This is a genomic window from Sinorhizobium sp. P24N7 (genome assembly GCF_042436655.1).
Lineage (GTDB): Bacteria > Pseudomonadota > Alphaproteobacteria > Rhizobiales > Rhizobiaceae > Sinorhizobium > Sinorhizobium meliloti_A.
The window spans coordinates 254,428-274,800 of the sequence record NZ_JBHMIW010000005.1; the positions used below are offsets into that span (position 1 = coordinate 254,428).

20 protein-coding genes are annotated in these 20,373 nt (G+C 62.5%); 14 read left to right on the forward strand and 6 right to left on the reverse strand.

What is annotated here, in order from left to right:
- Positions 1-141 precede the first annotated feature (141 nt).
- The 4 genes from lpxC (at position 142) to ligA (ending at position 6,189) form a co-directional block, all read left to right on the forward strand.
- Positions 142-1,095, forward strand: coding sequence for a UDP-3-O-acyl-N-acetylglucosamine deacetylase (lpxC, locus tag ACFHWW_RS10700; protein WP_018095446.1), 954 nt, complete (start codon positions 142-144; stop codon positions 1,093-1,095).
- Positions 1,096-1,360: 265 nt separating this feature from the next.
- On the forward strand, positions 1,361-2,227 hold the full coding sequence (locus tag ACFHWW_RS10705) for an outer membrane protein assembly factor BamD (RefSeq protein WP_018095445.1): 867 nt from the start codon (positions 1,361-1,363) through the stop codon (positions 2,225-2,227).
- Positions 2,228-2,263: 36 nt separating this feature from the next.
- Complete coding sequence (gene recN / locus ACFHWW_RS10710; RefSeq protein ID WP_379938158.1) at positions 2,264-3,937, forward strand: DNA repair protein RecN; 1,674 nt, start codon at positions 2,264-2,266, stop codon at positions 3,935-3,937.
- A 98-nt stretch (positions 3,938-4,035) separates the two neighbouring features.
- Positions 4,036-6,189, forward strand: a complete 2,154-nt coding sequence (gene ligA / locus ACFHWW_RS10715) for an NAD-dependent DNA ligase LigA (RefSeq protein WP_379938159.1) — start codon at positions 4,036-4,038, stop codon at positions 6,187-6,189.
- A gap of 135 nt (positions 6,190-6,324) precedes the next feature.
- Here the strand turns inward: ligA and ACFHWW_RS10720 are convergent, their stop codons facing one another.
- Positions 6,325-6,729 (reverse strand): VOC family protein, encoded by a 405-nt coding sequence (locus ACFHWW_RS10720; protein WP_026168647.1) that lies wholly within the window; start codon positions 6,727-6,729, stop codon positions 6,325-6,327.
- 348 nt (positions 6,730-7,077) lie between these two features.
- Here ACFHWW_RS10720 and panC point away from each other — a divergent pair, with 348 nt between their 5' ends.
- The 5 genes from panC (at position 7,078) to ACFHWW_RS10745 (ending at position 10,379) form a co-directional block, all read left to right on the forward strand.
- Positions 7,078-7,953: a pantoate--beta-alanine ligase gene (panC, locus tag ACFHWW_RS10725; RefSeq protein WP_379938160.1), complete on the forward strand. Its 876-nt coding sequence runs from the start codon at positions 7,078-7,080 to the stop codon at positions 7,951-7,953.
- A 2-nt stretch (positions 7,954-7,955) separates the two neighbouring features.
- Positions 7,956-8,777, forward strand: a complete 822-nt coding sequence (gene panB, locus ACFHWW_RS10730) for a 3-methyl-2-oxobutanoate hydroxymethyltransferase (protein WP_379938161.1) — start codon at positions 7,956-7,958, stop codon at positions 8,775-8,777.
- 217 nt (positions 8,778-8,994) lie between these two features.
- The gene (locus ACFHWW_RS10735; RefSeq protein ID WP_338282340.1) at positions 8,995-9,711 is read left to right on the forward strand and encodes an AzlC family ABC transporter permease; all 717 of its coding nucleotides are present in this window, start codon (positions 8,995-8,997) and stop codon (positions 9,709-9,711) included.
- A 3-nt stretch (positions 9,712-9,714) separates the two neighbouring features.
- Entirely contained in the window at positions 9,715-10,023 is a 309-nt protein-coding gene (locus tag ACFHWW_RS10740; protein ID WP_324762010.1) for an AzlD family protein, read from the forward strand.
- Positions 10,024-10,139: 116 nt separating this feature from the next.
- On the forward strand, positions 10,140-10,379 hold the full coding sequence (locus ACFHWW_RS10745) for a hypothetical protein (RefSeq protein ID WP_379938162.1): 240 nt from the start codon (positions 10,140-10,142) through the stop codon (positions 10,377-10,379).
- 369 nt (positions 10,380-10,748) lie between these two features.
- Here ACFHWW_RS10745 and ACFHWW_RS10750 read toward each other — a convergent pair whose 3' ends face one another.
- Positions 10,749-12,584, reverse strand: coding sequence for an aminopeptidase P family protein (locus tag ACFHWW_RS10750; protein WP_379938163.1), 1,836 nt, complete (start codon positions 12,582-12,584; stop codon positions 10,749-10,751).
- A 667-nt stretch (positions 12,585-13,251) separates the two neighbouring features.
- Here ACFHWW_RS10750 and ACFHWW_RS10755 point away from each other — a divergent pair.
- Positions 13,252-13,509 (forward strand): hypothetical protein, encoded by a 258-nt coding sequence (locus ACFHWW_RS10755; RefSeq protein ID WP_003536225.1) that lies wholly within the window; start codon positions 13,252-13,254, stop codon positions 13,507-13,509.
- A gap of 69 nt (positions 13,510-13,578) precedes the next feature.
- Here ACFHWW_RS10755 and ACFHWW_RS10760 read toward each other — a convergent pair whose 3' ends face one another.
- The 3 genes from ACFHWW_RS10760 to ACFHWW_RS10770 all read right to left on the reverse strand — a co-directional run bounded on the left by ACFHWW_RS10760 (position 13,579) and on the right by ACFHWW_RS10770 (position 15,518).
- Positions 13,579-14,454, reverse strand: coding sequence for a 50S ribosomal protein L11 methyltransferase (locus tag ACFHWW_RS10760; RefSeq protein WP_198516689.1), 876 nt, complete (start codon positions 14,452-14,454; stop codon positions 13,579-13,581).
- 160 nt (positions 14,455-14,614) lie between these two features.
- On the reverse strand, positions 14,615-15,214 hold the full coding sequence (locus ACFHWW_RS10765; protein WP_379938165.1) for an SCO family protein: 600 nt from the start codon (positions 15,212-15,214) through the stop codon (positions 14,615-14,617).
- Between the two features lie 145 nt (positions 15,215-15,359).
- A complete protein-coding gene (locus ACFHWW_RS10770) occupies positions 15,360-15,518 on the reverse strand; it encodes a hypothetical protein (RefSeq protein ID WP_100671682.1) in 159 nt (52 codons plus the stop codon).
- A gap of 250 nt (positions 15,519-15,768) precedes the next feature.
- Between ACFHWW_RS10770 and ACFHWW_RS10775 the strand changes: the two genes are divergently transcribed.
- The 4 genes from ACFHWW_RS10775 to ACFHWW_RS10790 all read left to right on the forward strand — a co-directional run bounded on the left by ACFHWW_RS10775 (position 15,769) and on the right by ACFHWW_RS10790 (position 19,602).
- Entirely contained in the window at positions 15,769-17,838 is a 2,070-nt protein-coding gene (locus ACFHWW_RS10775) for a methyl-accepting chemotaxis protein (protein WP_379938167.1), read from the forward strand.
- Positions 17,839-17,840: 2 nt separating this feature from the next.
- Complete coding sequence (locus ACFHWW_RS10780) at positions 17,841-18,305, forward strand: chemotaxis protein CheW (RefSeq protein WP_003536237.1); 465 nt, start codon at positions 17,841-17,843, stop codon at positions 18,303-18,305.
- Positions 18,306-18,603: 298 nt separating this feature from the next.
- Positions 18,604-18,993, forward strand: a complete 390-nt coding sequence (locus ACFHWW_RS10785) for a hypothetical protein (RefSeq protein ID WP_275597673.1) — start codon at positions 18,604-18,606, stop codon at positions 18,991-18,993.
- 249 nt (positions 18,994-19,242) lie between these two features.
- Complete coding sequence (locus tag ACFHWW_RS10790) at positions 19,243-19,602, forward strand: hypothetical protein (RefSeq protein ID WP_100671678.1); 360 nt, start codon at positions 19,243-19,245, stop codon at positions 19,600-19,602.
- A gap of 177 nt (positions 19,603-19,779) precedes the next feature.
- On the opposite strand, the gene ACFHWW_RS10795 is transcribed toward ACFHWW_RS10790, so the two are convergent.
- The gene (locus ACFHWW_RS10795; protein ID WP_100671677.1) at positions 19,780-20,277 is read right to left on the reverse strand and encodes a CreA family protein; all 498 of its coding nucleotides are present in this window, start codon (positions 20,275-20,277) and stop codon (positions 19,780-19,782) included.
- Between the last annotated feature and the right edge of the window lie 96 nt (positions 20,278-20,373).

Sequence of the window (20,373 nt, forward strand, 5' to 3'; positions counted from 1 at the left end):
ACGATTCGATCGGGCGCTGTTAGTTCGAAGACGAGATTTCCGCCGACTGGCGCGGGATCCCGGTACTTCGTCTTGTGTCTTGAGCAACGTGGCACCCTCTAGGATTTTGGCCGAAGGCCGCCTTGATTGAAAGTGACGAGAATGGGAATCGAACTGCTCGGGTTTCAGACGACGATTGCAAACCCGATAACCCTCAAGGGAATTGGCGTTCACTCCGGTGCGGAAGTCGAGATCACCTTCCAGCCGGCCGATGCCGACGCCGGGATCGTGTTCCAGCGTGTGCTTGCCGGCGGCCGGGTGAGCGAATTCCGGGCCGTCTCTTCGCAGGTCGGCAACACCGATCTCTGCACCGTCCTTGGCCTCTCGCCGGCGACCTCGATCGCGACGATCGAGCATGTCATGGCGGCGGTCTATGCGCTCGGCCTCGACAATCTGTCGATCGAGGTGCATGGCGCCGAAATGCCGATCATGGATGGCAGCTCCGCCCCCTTTATCGAGGCGATCGAGCAGGCAGGTATTCAATCGCTTGCCGAGAAGCGCCGCTATATCCGCATCCTAAAGCCGGTGCGCATCGAATCGGGCGCTTCCTGGTCGGAATTCACGCCCTATGACGGCATGCGCTTCGAAGTCGAGATCGATTTCGACTGCCCGCTGATCGGCCGCCAGGCATGGAAGGGCGACATGACGCCTTCCGTTTTCAAACGGGAGCTGTCGCGGGCGCGTACTTTCGGCTTCATGCGCGATGTGGAGCGCCTTTGGGCAGGCGGTTTCGCGCTCGGCTCGTCACTCGAAAACTCCGTGGTAATCTCGGACGACAACGCGGTCATCAATGTGGAGGGACTGCGGTATACGGACGAGTTCGTCCGCCACAAGACCCTCGACGCCGTAGGCGATCTTTCGCTGGCGGGCGCTCCCTTCCTCGGCTGCTACCGCTCCTATCGCGGCGGGCACCGGATGAACGCCAATGCCCTCAAGGCATTGCTCAGCGATCCGACCGCCTATGAGGTGGTGGAAACGGCAACGCCGCGTCAGCGCACCCGTTCGCGGGACATGGTGGCGGTTGCCGCGCCGGGCTTCGCGCCCTGGTCCGCCTGACGGCATAGGATATTCTTCTCCAGTCGCCGGCCGAAAGGCCGGCATTTTTATGATGATTCGATAGTTTCCCCGAGTAACGCGTGTTCTTCGCCACCGATTTTCACGATGCCAGAGGCGCTTTACACATCTGAAAAGGGGTGCAGCGCTGCAGGGCGCCACAAATTTGCATGAATTGCCGATCATGACGTTGCGGTCTTGAGGTAACTTGCTCTAAAACGCGCAAGTCTGGCGCGATGCTAGGCGCTGAGTGAAACGGGAATATCCGATGGTTCTTGCAGTTTCTGTCGACATAAGAAGATCAGCGCGCGTCGCCGCGGTCGTTCTTGCGGCTATCGCCGGCTCCAGTCTGATCACGGCCTGCCAGAACGATCCGGACATCGACATCACCAAACTCACGGCCGAGACCGATCCGCCGGACGTGCTCTACAACCAGGGCCTCGCAAACCTGAATGCCGGCAAGACGACGGAAGCGGCGCGGAAGTTCGAGGCGATCGACAAGCAGCATCCGTTCTCCGAATATGCCCGCAAAGCGCTGGTCATGAATGCATTCGTTTCCTATCGCAACGGCCAGTATCAGGACGCGATCAACTCGACCAACCGTTATCTGAACCTTTATCCGCAGTCGGAAGACGCGGCCTACGCGCAATATATCCAGGGCCTTGCCTATACGAAGCAGATTCCGTCGGTGACGCAGGATCAAAGACCTGCGGCAAAGGCGATCGAGGCGATGCAGGTCGTCGTCGACAAGTATCCGGACTCCGAATATGTCGACGATGCGCAGGCAAAGATCCGCTTTGCACGCGACCAGCTCGCCGGCAAGGAGATGCAGGTCGGCCGCTATTATCTCGAGCGCAAGGAATACCTTGCGGCGATTTCACGCTTCCGCACCGTCGTCGAGCGATATCCGACCACCAATCAGGTCGAGGAAGCGCTCGCCCGTCTCGTCGAAGCCTATTATGCGATGGGCGTGACTGGGGAAGCCCAGACGGCGGCAGCGGTTCTCGGGCATAACTACCCCGACAGCCAATGGTATGCCGACTCCTACAAGCTGCTGCAATCCGGCGGGCTTGAGCCGCGCGAAACCGGCACGTCCTGGATCGCGCGCGCGGGAAAGAACCTCATCGGCGCGTGATTTTCCCGGCGCCCGACAACGAAGATATGAAACCGGATGCTCGCCCAGCTCGCGATCCGCGATATCGTCCTGATCGAACGGCTTGACCTCAGCTTCGATGCCGGGCTTTCGGTGCTGACCGGCGAAACCGGCGCGGGCAAATCCATCCTTCTCGACAGTCTGTCGCTCGCGCTGGGCGGCCGCGGCGACGGTTCGCTCGTGCGTCACGGCGAGGAAAGGGGCCAGGTTACCGCTGTCTTCGACGTTCCCGCCGGCCATGCGGCGCGGCTCTTCCTGCGCGAGAACGGCATCGACGACGACGGCGATCTGATCTTCCGCCGTGTGCAATCGGCCGACGGCCGCACCAAGGCGTTCATCAACGACCAGCCGGTGAGCGTCCAGCTGATGCGGCAGGTCGGCCAGACGCTCGTTGAAATTCACGGCCAGCACGACGATCGGGCGCTTGTCGACACCGACGCGCACCGCACGCTGCTCGACGCTTTCGGCGGCACGACCGAAGCTGCGGAAGACGTCGCGACCTTCTATCGCGGCTGGAAGGATGCCGAGCGCGGTCTGAAGAAACACCGCGAGAAGGTGGAGGCAGCAGCCCGCGAGGCGGACTATCTGCGTTCCTCCGTCGAGGAACTCGAGACGCTTTCGCCACGCGACGGCGAAGAGGAGGAACTCGCCGAGAGCCGGGCCCGCATGATGAAGGTCGAGCGCATTGCCGGAGACATCAGCGAGGCATCCGAGTTTCTGAACGGCAACGCCTCGCCGGTACCGCTCATCGCGTCGCTCGTCCGGCGGCTCGAACGCAAGAGCCATGAGGCACCCGGCCTGCTCGAAGAGACGGTCGAGCTTCTGGACGGGGCGCTGAACCAGCTCGCGGATGCCCAGATGGCGGTCGAGCGCGCGCTCCGCAACACGGAATTCGATCCGAAGGAACTCGAGCGCGTCGAGGAGCGGCTTTTTGCTCTGCGGGCCGCGAGCCGCAAATATTCGGTTCCCGTCACCGAACTGCCGGCACTTGCCGCGCGGATGATCGCAGATCTTGCCGATCTCGACGCCGGCGAGGAGAAGCTGAAGCATCTGGAAATACAGGTCGCCGAGGCCAGAGCGGCCTTCGACGTTGCGGCCCGCTCGCTTTCCGAGAAGCGCCACAATACGGCTGCTGCGCTTTCGGCCGCCGTCATGGAAGAACTGCCTGCGCTGAAGCTCGAACGCGCCCGCTTCATGGTGGAGGTGACGAGCGACCCGGGATCGCCGACGGCCGACGGGATCGATGCGGTCGAATTCCACGTCCAGACCAATCCCGGCACCAGGCCGGGGCCGATCATGAAGGTCGCTTCGGGTGGCGAGCTCTCGCGCTTCCTGCTGGCGCTGAAAGTGGCGCTTGCCGACCGCGGGTCGGCGCCGACGCTCGTCTTCGACGAGATCGATACCGGCGTCGGCGGCGCCGTGGCGGATGCGATCGGCCAGCGCCTGAAGCGACTTTCGAAAACCGTGCAGGTGCTTTCCGTCACCCATGCGCCGCAGGTTGCCGCGCGTGCGGCGACGCATCTCCTGATTTCGAAGGGGCCTTCCGCGGAAAAAACCGAGATGATCGCGACCCGAGTCGCCCGCATGGACGAAGCGGCACGCACGGAAGAGATCGCCCGCATGCTCGCCGGCGCCTCGATTACCGAGGAGGCGAGGGCTGCGGCTGCGCGATTGCTCGCCGGCAACGGTTGAATAGCCCCCCGCTTATCTTCGTATCGATTACCCTCAAATCGATTCCGATTTTAAGAATCATGCAGTAAAAGCGACTCCAAAGTTCTGGAGCCGCATCCATGCTGAATCAAAGAAAACCCGTCGAACAATTGAACGAAGCGGAAGCTGCCGAGGAACTCGCCTTCCTGGCGGCGGAGCTTTCCCGCCACGACGTCCTCTATCACGGCAAGGATGCTCCGGAGATTTCGGATGCGGACTACGATGGGCTGAAGCGGCGGAACGATCTCATCGAAGAGCGCTTTCCGGCACTTGTCCGCGAGGACAGCCCCTCGCGGAAGGTCGGTGCCGCGCCCTCGCTCACCTTCGCGCCCGTCGCCCATGCGCGGCCGATGCTGTCGCTCGACAATACCTTCTCGGACGAGGACGCCCGCGCATTCGTCGCCGGCGTCTACCGCTTCCTCGGCCAGCTACCGAGCGGCTCGATCGCCTTCACGGCCGAGCCGAAGATCGACGGGCTATCCATGTCGCTGCGCTACGAAAACCGGCGGCTCGTCACGGCTGCGACCCGCGGCGACGGCACGACCGGAGAAAACGTCACGGCCAATGTTCGTACCATCGGCATGATCCCGCAGACGCTTCCCGCCGACGCGCCTGACGTTGTCGAGATCCGCGGCGAGATCTACATGGCGAAATCGGACTTCGCCGCGCTCAATGCCGAAATGGCGGCGCAGGGCAGGCCGCTCTACGTCAACCCGCGCAATACGGCGTCGGGTTCGCTCCGGCAGCTGGACGCGAAGGTGACGGCGAACCGCAAGCTGCGCTTCTTCGCCTATGCCTGGGGCGAGATTTCGGCGATGCCTGCGGATACGCAGCTCGGCATGGTGGAGACCTTCAAGGCCTGGGGATTCCCGGTCAACCCGCTGATGCAGCGCTTCTTCTCCGCCGACGCGCTCCTGGAGCACTATCACCATATCGAGCGGGAGCGTCCGGACCTCGACTACGACATCGACGGCGTCGTCTACAAGGTCGACCGGCTCGATCTGCAGGCCAGGCTCGGCTTCCGCTCGCGCAGTCCGCGCTGGGCAACGGCGCACAAGTTTCCGGCCGAACAGGCGTTCACGCGTCTGAAGGGCATCGACATTCAGGTCGGCCGTACCGGCGCCCTGACGCCCGTCGCGCGGCTGGAGCCGATCACGGTCGGGGGCGTCGTCGTCACTAACGCGACGCTGCATAACGAGGATTACATCCGGGGCGTCGGCAACACCGGCGAACCGATCCGCGATGGGCGCGACGTCCGTATCGGCGACATGGTGATCGTCCAGCGGGCAGGGGACGTGATCCCTCAGATCGTCGACGTGGTGATGGACGAGCGGCCGGATGGCGCCGAGCCCTACAGGTTTCCCACGACGTGCCCCATCTGCGGCAGCCATGCGGTGCGCGACATCAACGAAAAGACCGGCAAGGTGGATGCCGTGCGCCGCTGCACGGGCGGCTTCGTCTGCCGTGCGCAGGCGGTCGAGCATCTGAAGCATTTCGTCTCGCGCAATGCCTTCGACATCGAAGGCCTCGGCTCCAAGCAGATCGAGTTCTTCTTCGAAAGCGAGGACGAGAATCTGCGGATCCGCACCGCTCCCGAGATCTTCACGCTCGAGCGCCGCCAGGAGCAATCGCTCAACAAGCTTGAGAACATCGACGGATTCGGCAAGGTAAGCGTCCGCAAGCTGTACGAGGCGATCAATGCCCGCCGCTCGATAGCGCTCCATCGCCTGATCTATGCGCTTGGCATCCGCCATGTGGGCGAGACGACCGCCAAGCTGCTTGCGCGCTCCTATGGCAGCTACGAGCATTTCGGAGCGGCCATGACCGAGGCGGCAGGCTTTTCGGGAGATGCCTGGAACGAGCTGAACAGCATTGACGGCATTGGCGAGGTGGTCGCTCGCGCCATTGTCGAGTTCTACAAGGAGCCGCGCAACCTGAAGGTCGTTTCCGAGCTGCTGCGGGAAGTTACCCCCGAAAGCGCGGCATTGCCCGTGGCGACCGACAGCCCCGTCGCCGGCAAGACGGTCGTCTTCACGGGATCGCTGGAGAAGATGACGCGCGAGGAGGCGAAGGCGAAGGCGGAGAGTCTGGGCGCCAAGGTGGCGGGATCGGTATCGAAGAAGACCGACATCGTCGTTGCCGGCCCGGGCGCCGGCTCGAAGCTCGACAAGGCCCGCGAACTCGGCGTCCAGACGATGAACGAGGACGAGTGGCTGGCGTTGATCGGCGGGTAGCGTATTTTGTTTCTCCCGCAAGCGGGGCGAAGGGGATTCGCGGCGCCCCTTTCAGTCCCTTCTCCCCATGGACGGGGGGAGAAGGTGCCGGCAGGCGGATGAGAGCGATGCCGCGCGACCCGTTGGTTTAGATTGTCACGCCTGCTGCTCAGCCGACATGTCCATCCACATGAACTCCCAGACGTGGCCGTCCAGGTCCTGGAAGCTGATGCCGTACATGAAGCCGTAGTCGATCGCCGGCTTCCATGGCTTGCCGCCCGCGGCAATAGCCTTGTCGAACATGTCGTCGCATTCGGCACGGCTTCCGGCGGAGAGCGCGGTGATGACCTCGGTGCCCTTCGCCGTGTCGCTGATCTCGCCGACGATGAAGCTACGGAACTTCGGCTCGGTCAGAAGCATGGCGAAGATATTGTCGTCGATGACCATGCAGGCGGCGGTCTCGTCGGAAAACTGCTCGTTGAATGTAAAGCCCAAAGCGGAGAAGAAGGACCGCGAGGCTTTCAGATCCTTGACCGGCAGGTTGACGAAAATCATGCGCATGGGGTGCTCCTTGTTGAAGATGGTTTCGCTCCGATGAGCCAAGGACGAAGACATGTGCCGCGTGCCGACAGGGCTCGTTGAATTTTGCGACCCCCTCGTACTCGACCGCTGTCTGAGACGCCGATCAGGTGCGGCGCTTCGAATTTGAGCCCATTTCCGTTTGTGTTTTTGCGCTGCACAAGATAGATCTTGCAGCCAAAATTTGTGCAATTGCCTTTTCGCGGGGCTGGCGCCCGCAGCCGCGCGTCTTATCGGACGCGCAACTGTCGCTGTAGCATTTTGACGATGCAGGAGCCATATCGGCGAAGCGGGGCGTATCTAACGTCCCGGCGGATTGGAGGGTCCGAAATGAGAACCATCAGCACCATCGCCGAACTGCGAGACGCCCTTGCCGAGCATCGGCGCGCGGGCAGGTCCATCGGACTGGTCCCCACCATGGGCTATCTCCATGTCGGCCATATGGAACTCGTGCGCCGCGCCCGCGTCGCGAACGACGTGGTCGTTGCCAGCATATTCGTCAATCCGCTGCAGTTCGGCGCGAACGAGGATCTTGGCAAATACCCGCGCGACCTCGCCCGTGATCAGGCGTTGCTGACCGATGGCGGCGTCGATTTCCTTTTTGCACCCGGCGTTTCCGACATGTATCCGCGGCCGATGGAAACGGTGGTCGACGTGCCGAAGCTCGGCTCCGAGCTCGAAGGCGCGGTGAGGCCCGGTCATTTCGCAGGCGTTGCGACCGTCGTCACCAAGCTCTTCAACATCGTCCAGCCGGACCGCGCCTACTTCGGCGAAAAGGATTTCCAGCAGCTCCAGATCATCCGGCGCATGGTCGAGGATCTGGCGCAGCCGGTTACGGTCATCGGCGTACCGACGGTGCGCGAGGAGGACGGGCTCGCCTGTTCGTCGCGCAACGTCTATCTGACGACACAAGAGCGGCGTGCAGCCGCGATCGTGCCGAAGGCGCTGGACGAGGCCGAGCGGCTGATCGCAAGCGGCGTCACCGAACCGCCCGAAATCGAGAAGGGTGTCTTGGAGTTTCTCGCCGGCGAACCCCTGGCGCGGCCCGAAGTGGTGGCGCTGCGCGACCCGGAAACGCTTGAGCCTGTCGGCGAGATGGGAGAAAAGCCGGTCCTGCTCCTGCTCTTCGTCCGCTTCGGCACCACGAAGCTGCTCGACAACCGCGTCATAGCCCCGAAATCCGCCCGTTTTGCAAAGGTAGCCTGAGAATGAGCGTCCAGACCACGAAACGGCGGCTCAGCCCCGCCAGCATCGATGCCCTGAAGGGCGAGCGCCCGATCGTCAGCCTGACGGCCTATACGACGCCGATCGCACGGCTTCTCGATCCTCATGTGGATTTCCTCCTCGTCGGCGATTCGCTCGGCATGGTTCTCTACGGCCTCGATACGACCGTCGGCGTCACGCTCGACATGATGATTGCGCATGGCCAGGCGGTCATGCGCGGTTCGGAGCGCTGTTGTGTCGTCGTCGACCTGCCTTTCGGCGCCTATCAGGAATCCAAGGAACAGGCCTTCCGCAGCGCCGCGCGCATCCTGAAGGAAACGGGCTGCAGCGCAGTGAAGCTCGAGGGCGGGGCCGAGATGGCCGAGACGGTCGAATTTCTTGTCAGCCGTGGCATTCCGGTGCTCGGCCATGTGGGCTTGATGCCGCAGCTCGTCAACACGACGGGCGGCTACCGCTCGGTCGGGCGCAACGAGAAGGAAGTGGCCAAGATCCGCCGCGACGCCAAGGCGATCGACGATGCCGGCGCTTTCGCCATCGTGGTCGAGGGAACGGTGGAGCCGGTCGCCCGCGAGATCACCGCCACGCTGCGCGCGCCGACCATCGGCATCGGCGCTTCGCCGGCCTGCGACGGCCAGATCCTGGTATCGGACGACATGCTGGGTCTTTTCAACGATTTCAAACCGCGCTTCGTCAAGCACTTCGCCGAACTGGCGCCGACGATCTCAAAGGCGGCGGAGGCCTATGCCAACGAGGTGAAGGCGCGCACTTTTCCAGGCATAGAGCACACGTTTCAGGTAAAGCGCTGACGTGTCGGGGCGGGCGCGTTCCTTGCGTCCGCCTTCTTATGGTTGGCCGGCCGAGCACCTGGTCTTGCGTGCGCTTGGAATGACGCGCGTCCAACCATCAGAAAATTCAATCGCCGCATCAGAGTAATTGAATTGTCGCGATGTGCGGCAGCCCCTATCTGTCCGGCAGGCAATCTGCCGGCATGCTCGTTACGAGCGGCCCCCGCGGGAGAATTTCATGAGCAGAGGCGATTTCCGGGAAGGGCTTCGCGGCGGCTTTCCGATCATGCTGGCGGCATCGCCCTTCGGCGCGCTTTTCGGGGCGCTTGCGGTGGATAACGGTTTTTCGATTGCCGATGCGGTATTCATGAGCGCCACCGTCTATGCGGGTGCAAGCCAGATGGTCGGCATAGAACTCTTCGGAAGCAACGTGCAGCCCTGGCTCGTGGTGCTCTCGGTCTTTGCGGTCAACTTCCGCCACGTGCTCTATTCCGCTTCTCTCGCCAAGCACATCCGCCATTTCAGCTTCGCTCAAAAGCTGATCGCCTTCTTTCTGCTCGTGGATCCGCAATATGCAGAGACCGAACAGCGCGGCGAGCGCGGATTGCCGGTCACCTTCGCCTGGTATGCGGGCTTCGGCGTCGTGATCTATGTTCCATGGATCATCAATACGCTGATCGGTGCGATTTTCGGGCAGCTGATCGGCGATCCCAAGGCGATCGGTCTCGACGTGCTCCTCCCAATCTACTTTCTAGGGCTGGTGATGAGCTTCCGCACACGCGACCGTTTTCTGCCGATCGTGGCCGTGAGCGCCGTCGCCTCGGTGGCGGCAATGCATTTCGTCGGCTCCCCCTGGCATGTCAGCATCGGCGCGCTTGCCGGCATCGTGCTTGCGGCCTGTATGCCGCCGAAGCGACCGGTGATCGAAGCCCGCGCCGTGGAAAAGGAGGCCTGATCCTTGGACGCGCAACACCTCGATCTGCTCTATCTCATCGTTGCGGCCGCGGTCGCCACGTATGTCACGCGCTTCGGTGGCTACGTGCTCATCACGCAGCTGAAGTACATTCCCCCGCGGATCGAATCTGCGTTGAACGCAGTTCCCGCGGCTGTACTGACGACGCTGGTGGCGCCCGCCTTCGTCTATGGTGGCATCGACGTCGCCGCAGCGATGCTCGTCGCCTTCGTCATCGGGCTGCGCTTCTCGACGCTTCGTATGCTGCTCGTCGGCTGGATCGCGGTCATGGCGATCCGGCACCTGATCATGTAGGTTCCCGCCCGCCTGAGCACGGGTCCGGCCGCTCGGATTGGCGCCGGGCCGGTTCTGGACTATCATCCTCTCGTTGCCGGGGAGGCAGCCGCCCCCCGGCCCACGGAGGAGCGACCATGATTACCAGAATTTCCGTTGCGCTGTTTCTCGCGCTTGCGCCTGTCCCCGCTTTTGCGAATCAGTGCCCCTCCATGATGCAGGCCATCGATGCGGCCATGCCCAACGCATCATTGTCCGAGGCCGACATGGCCAAGGTGAAACAGTTGCGCCAGCAGGGCGAAGACTTGCACAAGGCCGGCGACCATGCGGGCTCAGAAGCAGCGCTCAGCCAAGCCAAGACGATGCTCGGTATCTGACTGGGAACGCGCGGTGATTCGGCATTCAGACGATTGTCGGATGAAGGCCTGTCGAGATTCGGGCTACCCGCCGCGGCTTTTTTGATCGCCTCATCCCTGTGCTCGTCGCGCCGCAGGCGCGGCGCTGCCCTCATCTCTGTGACATGCGCAGGGATGAGGAAGAAGAGATTGCAGTCCCGAAAAGTTTCCTGCAGCGACCTTTGTGTGTCTTATGAAACGCTCTGAGGCTGCGATCCAGTAAAATTCGCGGGTTACGCGAAAGCGTCGCCGCAAATATAACCATGCTGTTGGTTGAGAAATCGACCCTCCCAACGGAGGCCCGGCGGTACCCCAGCCCCAGCCCACACCGCCGGGCCGCCCGGTTCCGAGCTACCGTGCGATTGCTTCCGTAGCATTGACCAGCCAGTCTCTCGTCTCCGCGTCCGACAGCAGCGGCATCAGCTTTTCCCGCGTTTCCGCGTGGTAGGCATTCAGCCAGTCGAGCTCGTCGTCGGTCAGCAGGGCGGGAAGGACGAGCCGGCGATCGATCGGGCAGAAGGTCAGCGTGCCGAAGCCGAGCATCGGCTGGTCGCCGCCATCGATCTCCTCCGGCTGACGGACGACGACGAGATTCTCGATGCGGATGCCGAAGGCACCGGGGCGATAGTAACCGGGTTCGTTGGACAGCATCATGCCCGGCAGCAATTCCTGCGTGGCAAGGCGGGCAATGCGCTGCGGTCCTTCGTGGACCGAGAGATAGGAGCCGACACCGTGGCCGGTCCCGTGCGCATAATCGGCGCCCGCCTTCCACAGTGCGATCCGGGCGAGCGGATCGAGATCGACGCCGCGTGACCCCTTCGGGAAGCGCGCCGTGCTGATTGCGATCATGCCCTTGAGCACGAGCGTGAAGAATCGCTTCTGTTCTTCCGGCACCGCGCCGATCGCGACCGTGCGGGTGATGTCGGTCGTGCCGTTGATGTATTGCGCGCCGGAGTCGATCAGGAACATGGTACCCGCCTCGATCCGCCGGTCGGTTTCGTTCGTGACCCGGTAATGCATGATTGCGGCATGCGAACCGGCGCCGGCGATCGTGTCGAAAGAAACGTCCTTCAGGGGGTTCTGCATGCGCTCGCCGACGGCCGCGCGCATCGCCTCCAATTGCCTGGTTGCCCCGATTTCGGTGACGCTGCCGGGCTCCCTCGCGTCCAGCCAGGCGAGGAACTCGATCATCGCCGCACCATCCTGCAGGTGCGCCCGGGTCGATCCGGCGATCTCGGCTGCATTCTTGCAGGCGCGTGGCAGGCGGGCGGGATCGACCGCCTCGACCACCGAACCTTCCTTCCTGCGAATCAGCTCGCCGATCGCAAAGGGGGCGAGATCCGGATCGATCATGATGGCTGCGCCGGTTGAGGCGAGGGCGGCGAGCCGATCGTCGAAGGTAGCAGGCGCCATTATATCGGCGAGTTGCGTCAGGTAGGCCTCCTGCTCGATGCCGGTCTTGCGTTTGTCGAGGAAAAGCTCGGCGCTGCCGTCCGCATGGATGATGGCGCGTGCCAGCGGGTGCGGCGTGTGCGGCACGTCGCTGCCACGGATGTTGAAGGTCCAGGCGACGGAGGAGGGATCGGTGAGTATGACGGCCGCGGCCTTCGCCTTTGACACGCCCGCCGCGATCTCCGCTATCTTGTCTCTTGCCAATTGTCCCGCATGCTCGACCGGCTGGATCGTCACAGGGCCGAGCGGCGCTGTGGGACGATCGGTCCAGAGCCGGTCGAGCGGATTGTGGTCGAGGAGGACGACACTGCCGCCGACCGCCGTCAGCGCCTTTTCGAGCCGGCGAACTTCCGCCGCGGTGTGCAGCCAAGGATCGATGCCGAGGCGGAAGCCCTTGGGTCCATGGCGCTCCAGCCAGACATGCGGCGGTTCGCCGATGAGATCGCCGCCGGTGAAGACGCTGCCGTCCACCTGCTCCTTGAGCTGGGTTACATAACGGCCGTCGACGAAGACGATCGCTTCGCGCTGCGTCACGAGCGCTACACCGGCCGAACCGGTAAAGCCCGTCAGCCACGACAGCCGCTCGGAACTGCGGGGCACATACTCCCCTTGAAATTCGTCGGCACGCGGCACGAGGAAGCCATCGACGCCCAGGGTTGCGAGGGCGGCACGCAGGGCGGTGGTTCTCTCCTTGCCGAACTGGGGCGTGGAGGTGACTTCGAAGGATTGGAACATGGACTTTCCCGGTAAGCTTGGCGGAGAACCGCAGGTGAGACGAGCATGTTAATGCATCTCTTCCAAAAGTGTGCAGCGGTTTTGGGGTAACGACCCGCATAAAATAACAACTTAAGATCCGCTCCCGGAGAGGGAGGCGAAATTCGCGTGAACGTCCGGCACCTCGGGCAGCGCGGGCGGCCATTTGCTCATTTGTAATACATATGCACGCGGCGCATGGCACCCATGCCCGAATGTGGCTTTCTCTATCGGAATTATAGGTTATAAGCCGCCTCAACGAACACGGACGAACGTCCGCCGGTTCAAAAGACTGCAGTTCCGAGAATAGTTGGTCATCTGTTCTCCTCCTCCCTCAGGGTGGCCAGCTTCGGAACGGTAGAGCCCGCTTGAGCGCTCCTCCTCCTCAAGCTCGCGGGTATGGTCGGCCAAAAGCCGGTCAGCAGGCGATGCTTCGGCATCGCCTTTGTTTCGAGAAGGCCGCCCGTCATGATGGACCGGGCGGCCTTTTCGTTTTCTCAGCTCCCGTTTCGGTCGATACGGAGGTTCCTGTGGAAAGAGGCGGTGTCCACGGGAAAACAAATGAAGAACGGTTTGCTTCGTGATATGTCCGCTTACGGTCGACTTGCGAGGATATCTCTCAAACGGAGCATGCAGAGGTAGAGCAGCGATGCTGAAAACCGATACCCGCCAAGCCAATTGGCGCCGTGCCAATCCGGGAAAATATGATGCTCACCTCGCTGTGCAGCGAGCCGTGAAGGCAGGCGAGCTGGAAAAGCAAACGTGCGAGGTTTGCGGGATCGAAGCGGTCGATGCCCATCACGATCAATACGACGAGCCTTTGAAGGTGCGGTGGTTATGCCGCCGACATCACACGAGGCTTCATCATTACGGCGAAGACATGTTCCCGATCAGGGATGCGCTTTAGAGCATTCCAACGTTTCATAGAAACACTGAAGCGGACGCCGCGACCGGACGCGTCTGCGACAAGCGTGGCTTACCTGGTCAGATGAATGGTTACCCAGCCATTGCGCCAGATGGTGCACGCATGTCTGAGGTTCTGGCCGTTATAGGCTGCGAGCACCTTCCAGCGCTGTTCGGCGAGAATGCCCGAGAGGATGACCGAACCGCCCGGAGCGAGGTTGGCCACAAGTTGCGGCGCCATCTTCATCAGCGGCCGCGCCAGAATGTTGGCGATGATGAGGTCGAAGGGGCCGTTGGCGCTGAAGGTGGTCGAGTGGAAGCCGGGCGCCGTGGCGAAGGTCAAGCCGTTGACGACGCCGTTGCGACGGGCGTTGTCGCCAGCGACGCGGGTTGCGATCGGATCGATGTCGGTTGCGAGCACCGGAACATGCAGGAGCTTCCAGGCGGCGATCGCCAGCACGCCGCTTCCCGTCCCGAGGTCGAGCGCGTTGCGGACAGGCCGGGATCGGGCGACGGAGGCAAGCATTTCGAGGCAGCCGGCGGTCGTGCCGTGATGGCCGGTGCCGAAGGCCTGACCGGCATCGATCTCGATGGCAATCTCGCCCGGCTTCACCTTGTCGCGATCGTGCGAGCCGTGGATGACGAAGCGGCCCGCGCGCACGGGGGCGAGGCCCTCCAGCGACTTGGCGATCCAGTCGACATCCGGCAGCACTTCGCGCTCGATCGGAAGGTGCGAGAATTCGGCTTCGAGTGCCTGAGCGAGGCGTGATCTCACGCTCTCCTCTTCATCCGTCATCATGTAGACGGAGGCCTCCCAGACATCCCGCTTCTCGTCGATCTCCATGGTCGCGATCGCGTAATCGTCTTCTTCGAAGATTGCGCTCATGACGTCGAGGACGGCGGCCGCCTGCTTCTCGGTAGTGGTAACGAAAAGGCGTATCTCGCTCACGGTGCTTTCCTTCGGCATGCAGCCATTCAAAAGGGCCACAGTGGCTTCGGCGCGTCCGATCGGATGCGCGCGCTGTGGGCGGTTCGCCGCTATCATGAATGAGGTACAAAGGCAAAGCGCCGGGATTGCCGGCGCCCGCAGGATACACGGGCAAACCTTGTTAGCCGCGCGTGAGGTTTTCCAGCTTCTTGACGGCCGTTTCGGGATTTTCGCCATAGGCGATCGTTCCGCTGAACTGGCCGTTGGCGTCGAGCAGGAAGACCGAGGCGGTATGATCCATTGTGTAGTCGCCGTCCGGCTTTGCCTCGTCGGTGGGGACTTTCTTGTAATAGACGCGGTAACCCTTGACCATTTCCAGCACCTTTTCGGGCGGACCGGAGATACCGGTGATGCGCTTGGACACGTTTGAAACATACTGGCTGAGCACTTCGGGGGTATCGCGCTCCGGATCGACGGTGATGAAGTAGGCCTGCAGCTTGTTGCCCTCGGGGTCGACCTTGTCGAGCCAGCCGTTCAGTTCGAACAGCGTGGTGGGGCAAACTTCCGGGCAATGGGTGAAGCCGAAGAAGAGCGCCGTCGGCTTGCCGGTGAACGCTTTCTCGGTGATGGGCTCGCCATTCTGGGCGACGAGGGTAAAGGGTACGCCGAAGGGGCCGGATGCGGCCTGCTGCTTCGACTGCGTCATGTCGAAGGTCAGCCAGCCGAGGACGGCCACCATGACGAGAATGGCTACCCAGAGAACGATGCGTATGGATTTCATTATTGCCACCAGTCTGTTGCTGCCCCGACGCATCTGAAACGGACGCACGGCGCCGTCGGGCCGTCAGGAATGTAGCGTTGATACCGCTTCGGACACACGGGTGCAAAGGGGACAATTGCCGCAGGTGTGCTCGAGGCGATGCGTCTCAAATGCACCAGGCGAGACCGGCTTGCGCCAGCGACAGGAAAATGTCGGCGCCATTCGCGATCCAGCCCCTGAAGGCGAGCAGAAAGACGAGCGCGAGCACGCCCGTGGCAAGGGCGAAGATCAGGGGAGAGAGCGACTTTTTGGTGTCCGTGCGCATAAGGCGATCATAACACCATGAGACGGAAGGAAAAGGGCAGCAGCGGTCGAAACGCGCGAACTTCCGCAAAGTCGCGGCCCGTGTTTTAGCGATTGTTTAAGGTCTGTTTGCCACTGTCCACAGACGCGGAGAAGTGAACCACTTCGATATGACATGAGGTCATCCGGTTTGATCGAGCCCGGTTTTCCGCATCGATCGCAACGGAGGACCCCGCCTGCCGCGGCGGGTCCAGCTATGGACTGTCATATCGATGAACACCCTTGCATCCGCCAGGAGAACGCTCTCCGTCAGCCAACGCCTTGCGACGCTTGCGGGGGCAGCTTTTCTCGGTTTCGGTTCCGTTCTCGCCGTCGGCCTCTATGAGCAAGGCAGCTCGCAAGAGGCGCTCGACAAGGCGGTTGTCGCTCAGCGCGACATGGGAACGATAGAGGAAATGCGCCTTGCCCGCCTGAAGCTCGTGCTTGCGGCAATGGACACCATCGTCGACCGCGGCGAACGCCGGATACAGCCGGAGCGTGCGGCCCAGATCAAATCCTCGCTCGAGGTCATCGAGGGCAGGCAAGCCGATCTCGAGGCGCTCGCGCGTCTTGTCGGCAAGCCGGAAGTTCTTGCCGGTTACGAAGCGGATATCGCCCAACTGCGCAAGGCCGTCGAGCAGGACCTGAAAGCGCTCGTGGAGGCCGGAGCGCCAGGCGAGGAATTCGCCCGCATCGACGATGTCATCGACGCCGCAGGCGAGCGCGTTGGCGCATCGCTTGCGCAACTGGCCGATGCCGCAGCCGGCCTGGCCGCGGCGCGCATCGCAGATGTCCGCACCAATGGTGAGCATGGGCTCATGCTCCAGGCAGCCGCCTGTTTGCTGGCAATGGCGACCCTGATCGGCCTTATCTGGTTCCATGGGAACGTCTTGCGCCGGGGCATCCTCGGTCTGCGCGACGGCATGCGGCGAATACATTCGGGCGAGCTCACGACTGAAGTGGCGGGGCTCGACCGCGGCGACGAAATCGGCGAGATGGCACGTTCGGTGGAGCTTTTCCGGGTCTCGGCAATCGAGAAACGCGCGCTCGAGGAAGGGGCGAGGACGAGTCGGCAGGAAATCGAGGCGGAACGCGAGCGGCACGAGACGGAGCGCGAGCAGGCTATCGGACGGATCAAGACCGCAGTCGAAGCCCTCGGCGGAGCGCTCAATCAGCTTGCAGACGGCAATCTGGCGGTTGCGATCCGCGAGCCTTTCGATAGCGGGCTCGATGCGTTGCGCCGCGACTTCAACGACACGGTGGAACGGCTGAGCCATGTCCTTTCGAGTGTCACGGAGAATACCGCCTCGATCGAATCGAACGGGCGGCAGATGCGTAGCGCGGCCGACGATCTGGCTCGGCGAACGGAAAAACAGGCCGCATCGCTGGAGCAAACCTCGGCCGCGCTCGAGGAAATCACCGTCACTGTGAAGACAGCGACCGAGCGCGCCGAAGAGGCAAGCCATATGGTCGACGAGGCCCGCATCAATGCCGAGGAGTCCGGGCGCATCGTCGGCGAGGCGATCGCCGCCATGGCCCGCATCGAGGGCGCTTCCAGCGAGATAGGCAAGATCATCGACGTGATCGACGAGATCGCGTTCCAGACCAATCTGCTGGCGCTCAATGCCGGGGTCGAGGCCGCGCGGGCGGGGGAGGCCGGCAAGGGCTTTGCCGTCGTTGCCCAGGAGGTGAGGGAGCTCGCCCAGCGCGCTGCCGGTGCCGCGAAGGATATCAAGGCTCTGGTGAGCCGCTCGGGCAACGAGGTCAAGACCGGCGTCAGGCTGGTTCAGGAGACCGGCGACGCGCTCGGCCGCATCGGTGCCAAGGTGGCCTGCATCAACGAACATATGAGCTCGATCGTCATGGCGGCGCGCGAGCAATCGACGGGCCTCCGCGAAATCAATACCGCCGTCGCTCAACTCGATCAGATGACGCAGCAGAATGCCGCCATGGTCGAGCAGACCAATGCGGCGAGCCATACGCTTGCGCAGGATGCCGAGAAGCTCAGCGAGATCGTCGGGCAATTCCGCCACGGGCAGGCGCGCGAGACGGCGATCCGCACGGCGGCGATCCGGCCGCCGGGCAGGGCAGGCCCGGCGAGGGCAGGCGCTCCGGCCGGGGCGGCATCAGCGACTGCTGCCGCGCCGGTGTCACTTCGCAAGCCCGCGGCCGCGCAATCATCCACGCGTCCAGCTCCATCTCCAGCAAAGGCGCTGATGGGAAAACTGGCTGGCGCATTCGGCAACATGCCGGGATCAACGCCGTCGGTAACGGCGTCCGGTGAAAATTGGGAAGAGTTTTGATCATGAGCAACGCAATCAAGCAGTCAGGCGCCTATCTCGAAATCGTCTCCTTTCACCTTGGTGAACAGGAATTCTGCATCGACATCATGGCAATCCGGGAAATCCGCGGTTGGGCACCGGTTACGCCGATGCCGCACACGCCGCCGTACGTTCTCGGCCTCATCAACCTCCGGGGTGCGGTGATCCCGGTCATCGACATGGCCTGCCGCCTCGGCATGAAGATGACCGAGCCGTCGGAGCGCTCCGCCATCATCGTCACCGACATCAATGGCAAGCTCGTCGGACTGCTGGTCGAGCAGGTCTCCGATATGATGACGATTCGCAGCGAAGACCTGCAGCCCGCGCCGGAGATCATCCCGGAAGCCCAGCGCGCCTTCTGCCGCGGCATCGTCGCCCTTGAAAAATCCATGGTCTGCTTCCTCAATCTCGACACCGTCATCGCCGAGGAACTGGCCCAGGCAGCCTAATCACGATTTTTCAGATCGGCTCGGCCCTGAAAGCATGACTGCCGGACCGCCAGGGACGGTTTCCGAATGGGCCCGCGAAAGCGGGCCTTTTCGCATGAGCCGGCGGACGCTCGGCGGCTGCTGCACGGCGATCGGCATCACGGCGGAGCGAGCAAATGTGAAAACGTAGCGGTCGCACGCAAGGAACCCCTGCACGCCAAACGAGTTATGCACAGGCAGCATTTGGCGAGAAGCCGTCTGCTGGTGATTACAGCCTCCGCGTTTGGAAGCTGATGTGGAAACAGACAGGAGCAACGCCATGAAAGTTTCTTTCAGAACATCGCTCGCTGCATTTGCCCTCTCATCGGCGCTTGCCGGCGTCGCCGTGCCGGCCTTTGCAGACAGTTACTATCAGGGCATCGACCCGCATAATCCTCCGGGCACTCAGAACAGAGGCGCGGTAATGGTGCCGGCCCGTCCGTATTACGTCGATCCTGCCCCGACCGGCAGCGTCTATGTCGATCCCGCACCGACGGGCAGCGTCTATGTCGATCCTGCGCCGACCGGCAGCATCTACATGGAACCGGTGCCGGGCAGCCGGGCGAGCAACGCTCCCGGCCGAGTACGGGAGCACTATACGAACGAGTATCAGGGCCCCGGTGACGGGGACTATTATCAAGGCATCGCGCCTCCGGCTCCCCGTCCCTAAACATTCCTGATGCCTTCGAGCGCATTGCGCTTTCGCGGACCACCGCCTTCAGAGGCGATGGTCCGCCGCTGCATGCTCTTTCAGGCTGAGGACGCGCCCGCAATGCCACCTTGGTCGGTGCAGGGGGCGGTCAAGTTACAGTTACGTAATGAGCATCACTCTTGGATGAGCAAAAGTGACAAATCGTCAAACGCTTTCGACCGGTGCCCGGTGTTATCTTTGTAACCGCAGCATCCGTAGGAGGCTCGTATGCTGAACAGTAGCATCCATTGGGAGGTGGGATGCCTAACGGACATAGGAGTTAATGTCATGAGACTTTCTCTGAAAAAATCATTTGCTGCATTTGTCCTGTCATCCGCCTTGGTGGGCGCCGCGGCGCCAGCCTTTGCGGATAGCTACTATCAGGGCCTCGACCCGAACCACCCTCCGGGGACGCAGAATCAGGTGCGCATGCCGACGTCGCGTAACCTGCCTCCGTCTTCGGTCGACCCGACTGCGACAGGGAGTATCGACGGAGGTCGTATGATGTCTCCGAACGGTACCTACCAGGAGAGATTCGACCCGGGTGAGGGCGACTACTATCGGGGTATTGTGCCGCCTAAACCGTAAGGCGCGAAATCAGCTACTGCATGTTTCATCGAGGCGCACCAGCTCAAGAAATTATGTATGCGGCGTAAAATGCGGCAGACCTTAGTCTCGCAGAAGCGCGCGCTGTAGCTCGGAAGGGGAGTGCGGAAACCCGTACTCCCCTTCCGGCCGTTTGATCTGCTGCGTCTGCCGGATCGCTTATTCCGGCCGCCCATTCTTCCAGGTGACCGGCTGGCCATAGAGCGGGACCGTGGTGATCGACATCTTGGCCGAACCGTCGGTCAACTGCCTCGAATGCGCCAGATAGATCAGCGTGTCGTTGGCCTTGTCGTAGATACGGGTCACCAGCAGGTTCTTCCAGATGAGGGACAGTCCGGAACGGAAGACTTCCTCCCCCTCCTTCGACAGGTCGATATCGCCGATGGCAATGGGGCCGGTCTGGCGGCAGGCGATGGAGTTGTTCGACGGATCCTCGAACCAGTTGCCGTTCTTCAGGCGGTCGATGACGCTGCGATCGAAATAGGTGACGTGGCAGGTAACCCCGGTCACCTTCGGGTCGCTCACGGCATCGATCTTGATATCGTTGCCGAGCCAGTCGACCCCGACCTGGCCGACGGTTTCGGCGTGGACGGGCGCAACCGCCGCGGCCGAGACGGTGAGGCCGGCGACAAGCAAGGCACGGATGCGGCGCAACATGAGTATCCTCCAATGAACTGCACCGTTCAGATAGGCAGCGGATGCTGCAATGCAAGCACCGGCCGCCACGCCCGTCGATATGCAGGATCCATCGTG

Excerpts from the sequence above, each read along its gene's own strand:
- ACFHWW_RS10765 (WP_379938165.1), bottom strand. The coding sequence starts at position 15,214 with ATGAAATCCATACGCATCGTTCTCTGGGTAGCCATTCTCGTCATGGTG.
- ACFHWW_RS10790 (WP_100671678.1), top strand. The coding sequence starts at position 19,243 with ATGCTGAACAGTAGCATCCATTGGGAGGTGGGATGCCTAACGGACATA.
- ACFHWW_RS10795 (WP_100671677.1), bottom strand. The coding sequence starts at position 20,277 with ATGTTGCGCCGCATCCGTGCCTTGCTTGTCGCCGGCCTCACCGTCTCG.
- panC (WP_379938160.1), top strand. The coding sequence starts at position 7,078 with ATGAGAACCATCAGCACCATCGCCGAACTGCGAGACGCCCTTGCCGAG.
- ACFHWW_RS10750 (WP_379938163.1), bottom strand. The coding sequence starts at position 12,584 with ATGTTCCAATCCTTCGAAGTCACCTCCACGCCCCAGTTCGGCAAGGAG.
- recN (WP_379938158.1), top strand. The coding sequence starts at position 2,264 with ATGCTCGCCCAGCTCGCGATCCGCGATATCGTCCTGATCGAACGGCTT.
- ACFHWW_RS10720 (WP_026168647.1), bottom strand. The coding sequence starts at position 6,729 with ATGCGCATGATTTTCGTCAACCTGCCGGTCAAGGATCTGAAAGCCTCG.
- ACFHWW_RS10745 (WP_379938162.1), top strand. The coding sequence starts at position 10,140 with ATGATTACCAGAATTTCCGTTGCGCTGTTTCTCGCGCTTGCGCCTGTC.
- ACFHWW_RS10735 (WP_338282340.1), top strand. The coding sequence starts at position 8,995 with ATGAGCAGAGGCGATTTCCGGGAAGGGCTTCGCGGCGGCTTTCCGATC.
- lpxC (WP_018095446.1), top strand. The coding sequence starts at position 142 with ATGGGAATCGAACTGCTCGGGTTTCAGACGACGATTGCAAACCCGATA.
- ACFHWW_RS10705 (WP_018095445.1), top strand. The coding sequence starts at position 1,361 with ATGGTTCTTGCAGTTTCTGTCGACATAAGAAGATCAGCGCGCGTCGCC.
- ACFHWW_RS10785 (WP_275597673.1), top strand. The coding sequence starts at position 18,604 with ATGAAAGTTTCTTTCAGAACATCGCTCGCTGCATTTGCCCTCTCATCG.
- panB (WP_379938161.1), top strand. The coding sequence starts at position 7,956 with ATGAGCGTCCAGACCACGAAACGGCGGCTCAGCCCCGCCAGCATCGAT.
- ACFHWW_RS10775 (WP_379938167.1), top strand. The coding sequence starts at position 15,769 with ATGAACACCCTTGCATCCGCCAGGAGAACGCTCTCCGTCAGCCAACGC.
- ACFHWW_RS10755 (WP_003536225.1), top strand. The coding sequence starts at position 13,252 with ATGCTGAAAACCGATACCCGCCAAGCCAATTGGCGCCGTGCCAATCCG.
- ACFHWW_RS10780 (WP_003536237.1), top strand. The coding sequence starts at position 17,841 with ATGAGCAACGCAATCAAGCAGTCAGGCGCCTATCTCGAAATCGTCTCC.
- ligA (WP_379938159.1), top strand. The coding sequence starts at position 4,036 with ATGCTGAATCAAAGAAAACCCGTCGAACAATTGAACGAAGCGGAAGCT.
- ACFHWW_RS10770 (WP_100671682.1), bottom strand. The coding sequence starts at position 15,518 with ATGCGCACGGACACCAAAAAGTCGCTCTCTCCCCTGATCTTCGCCCTT.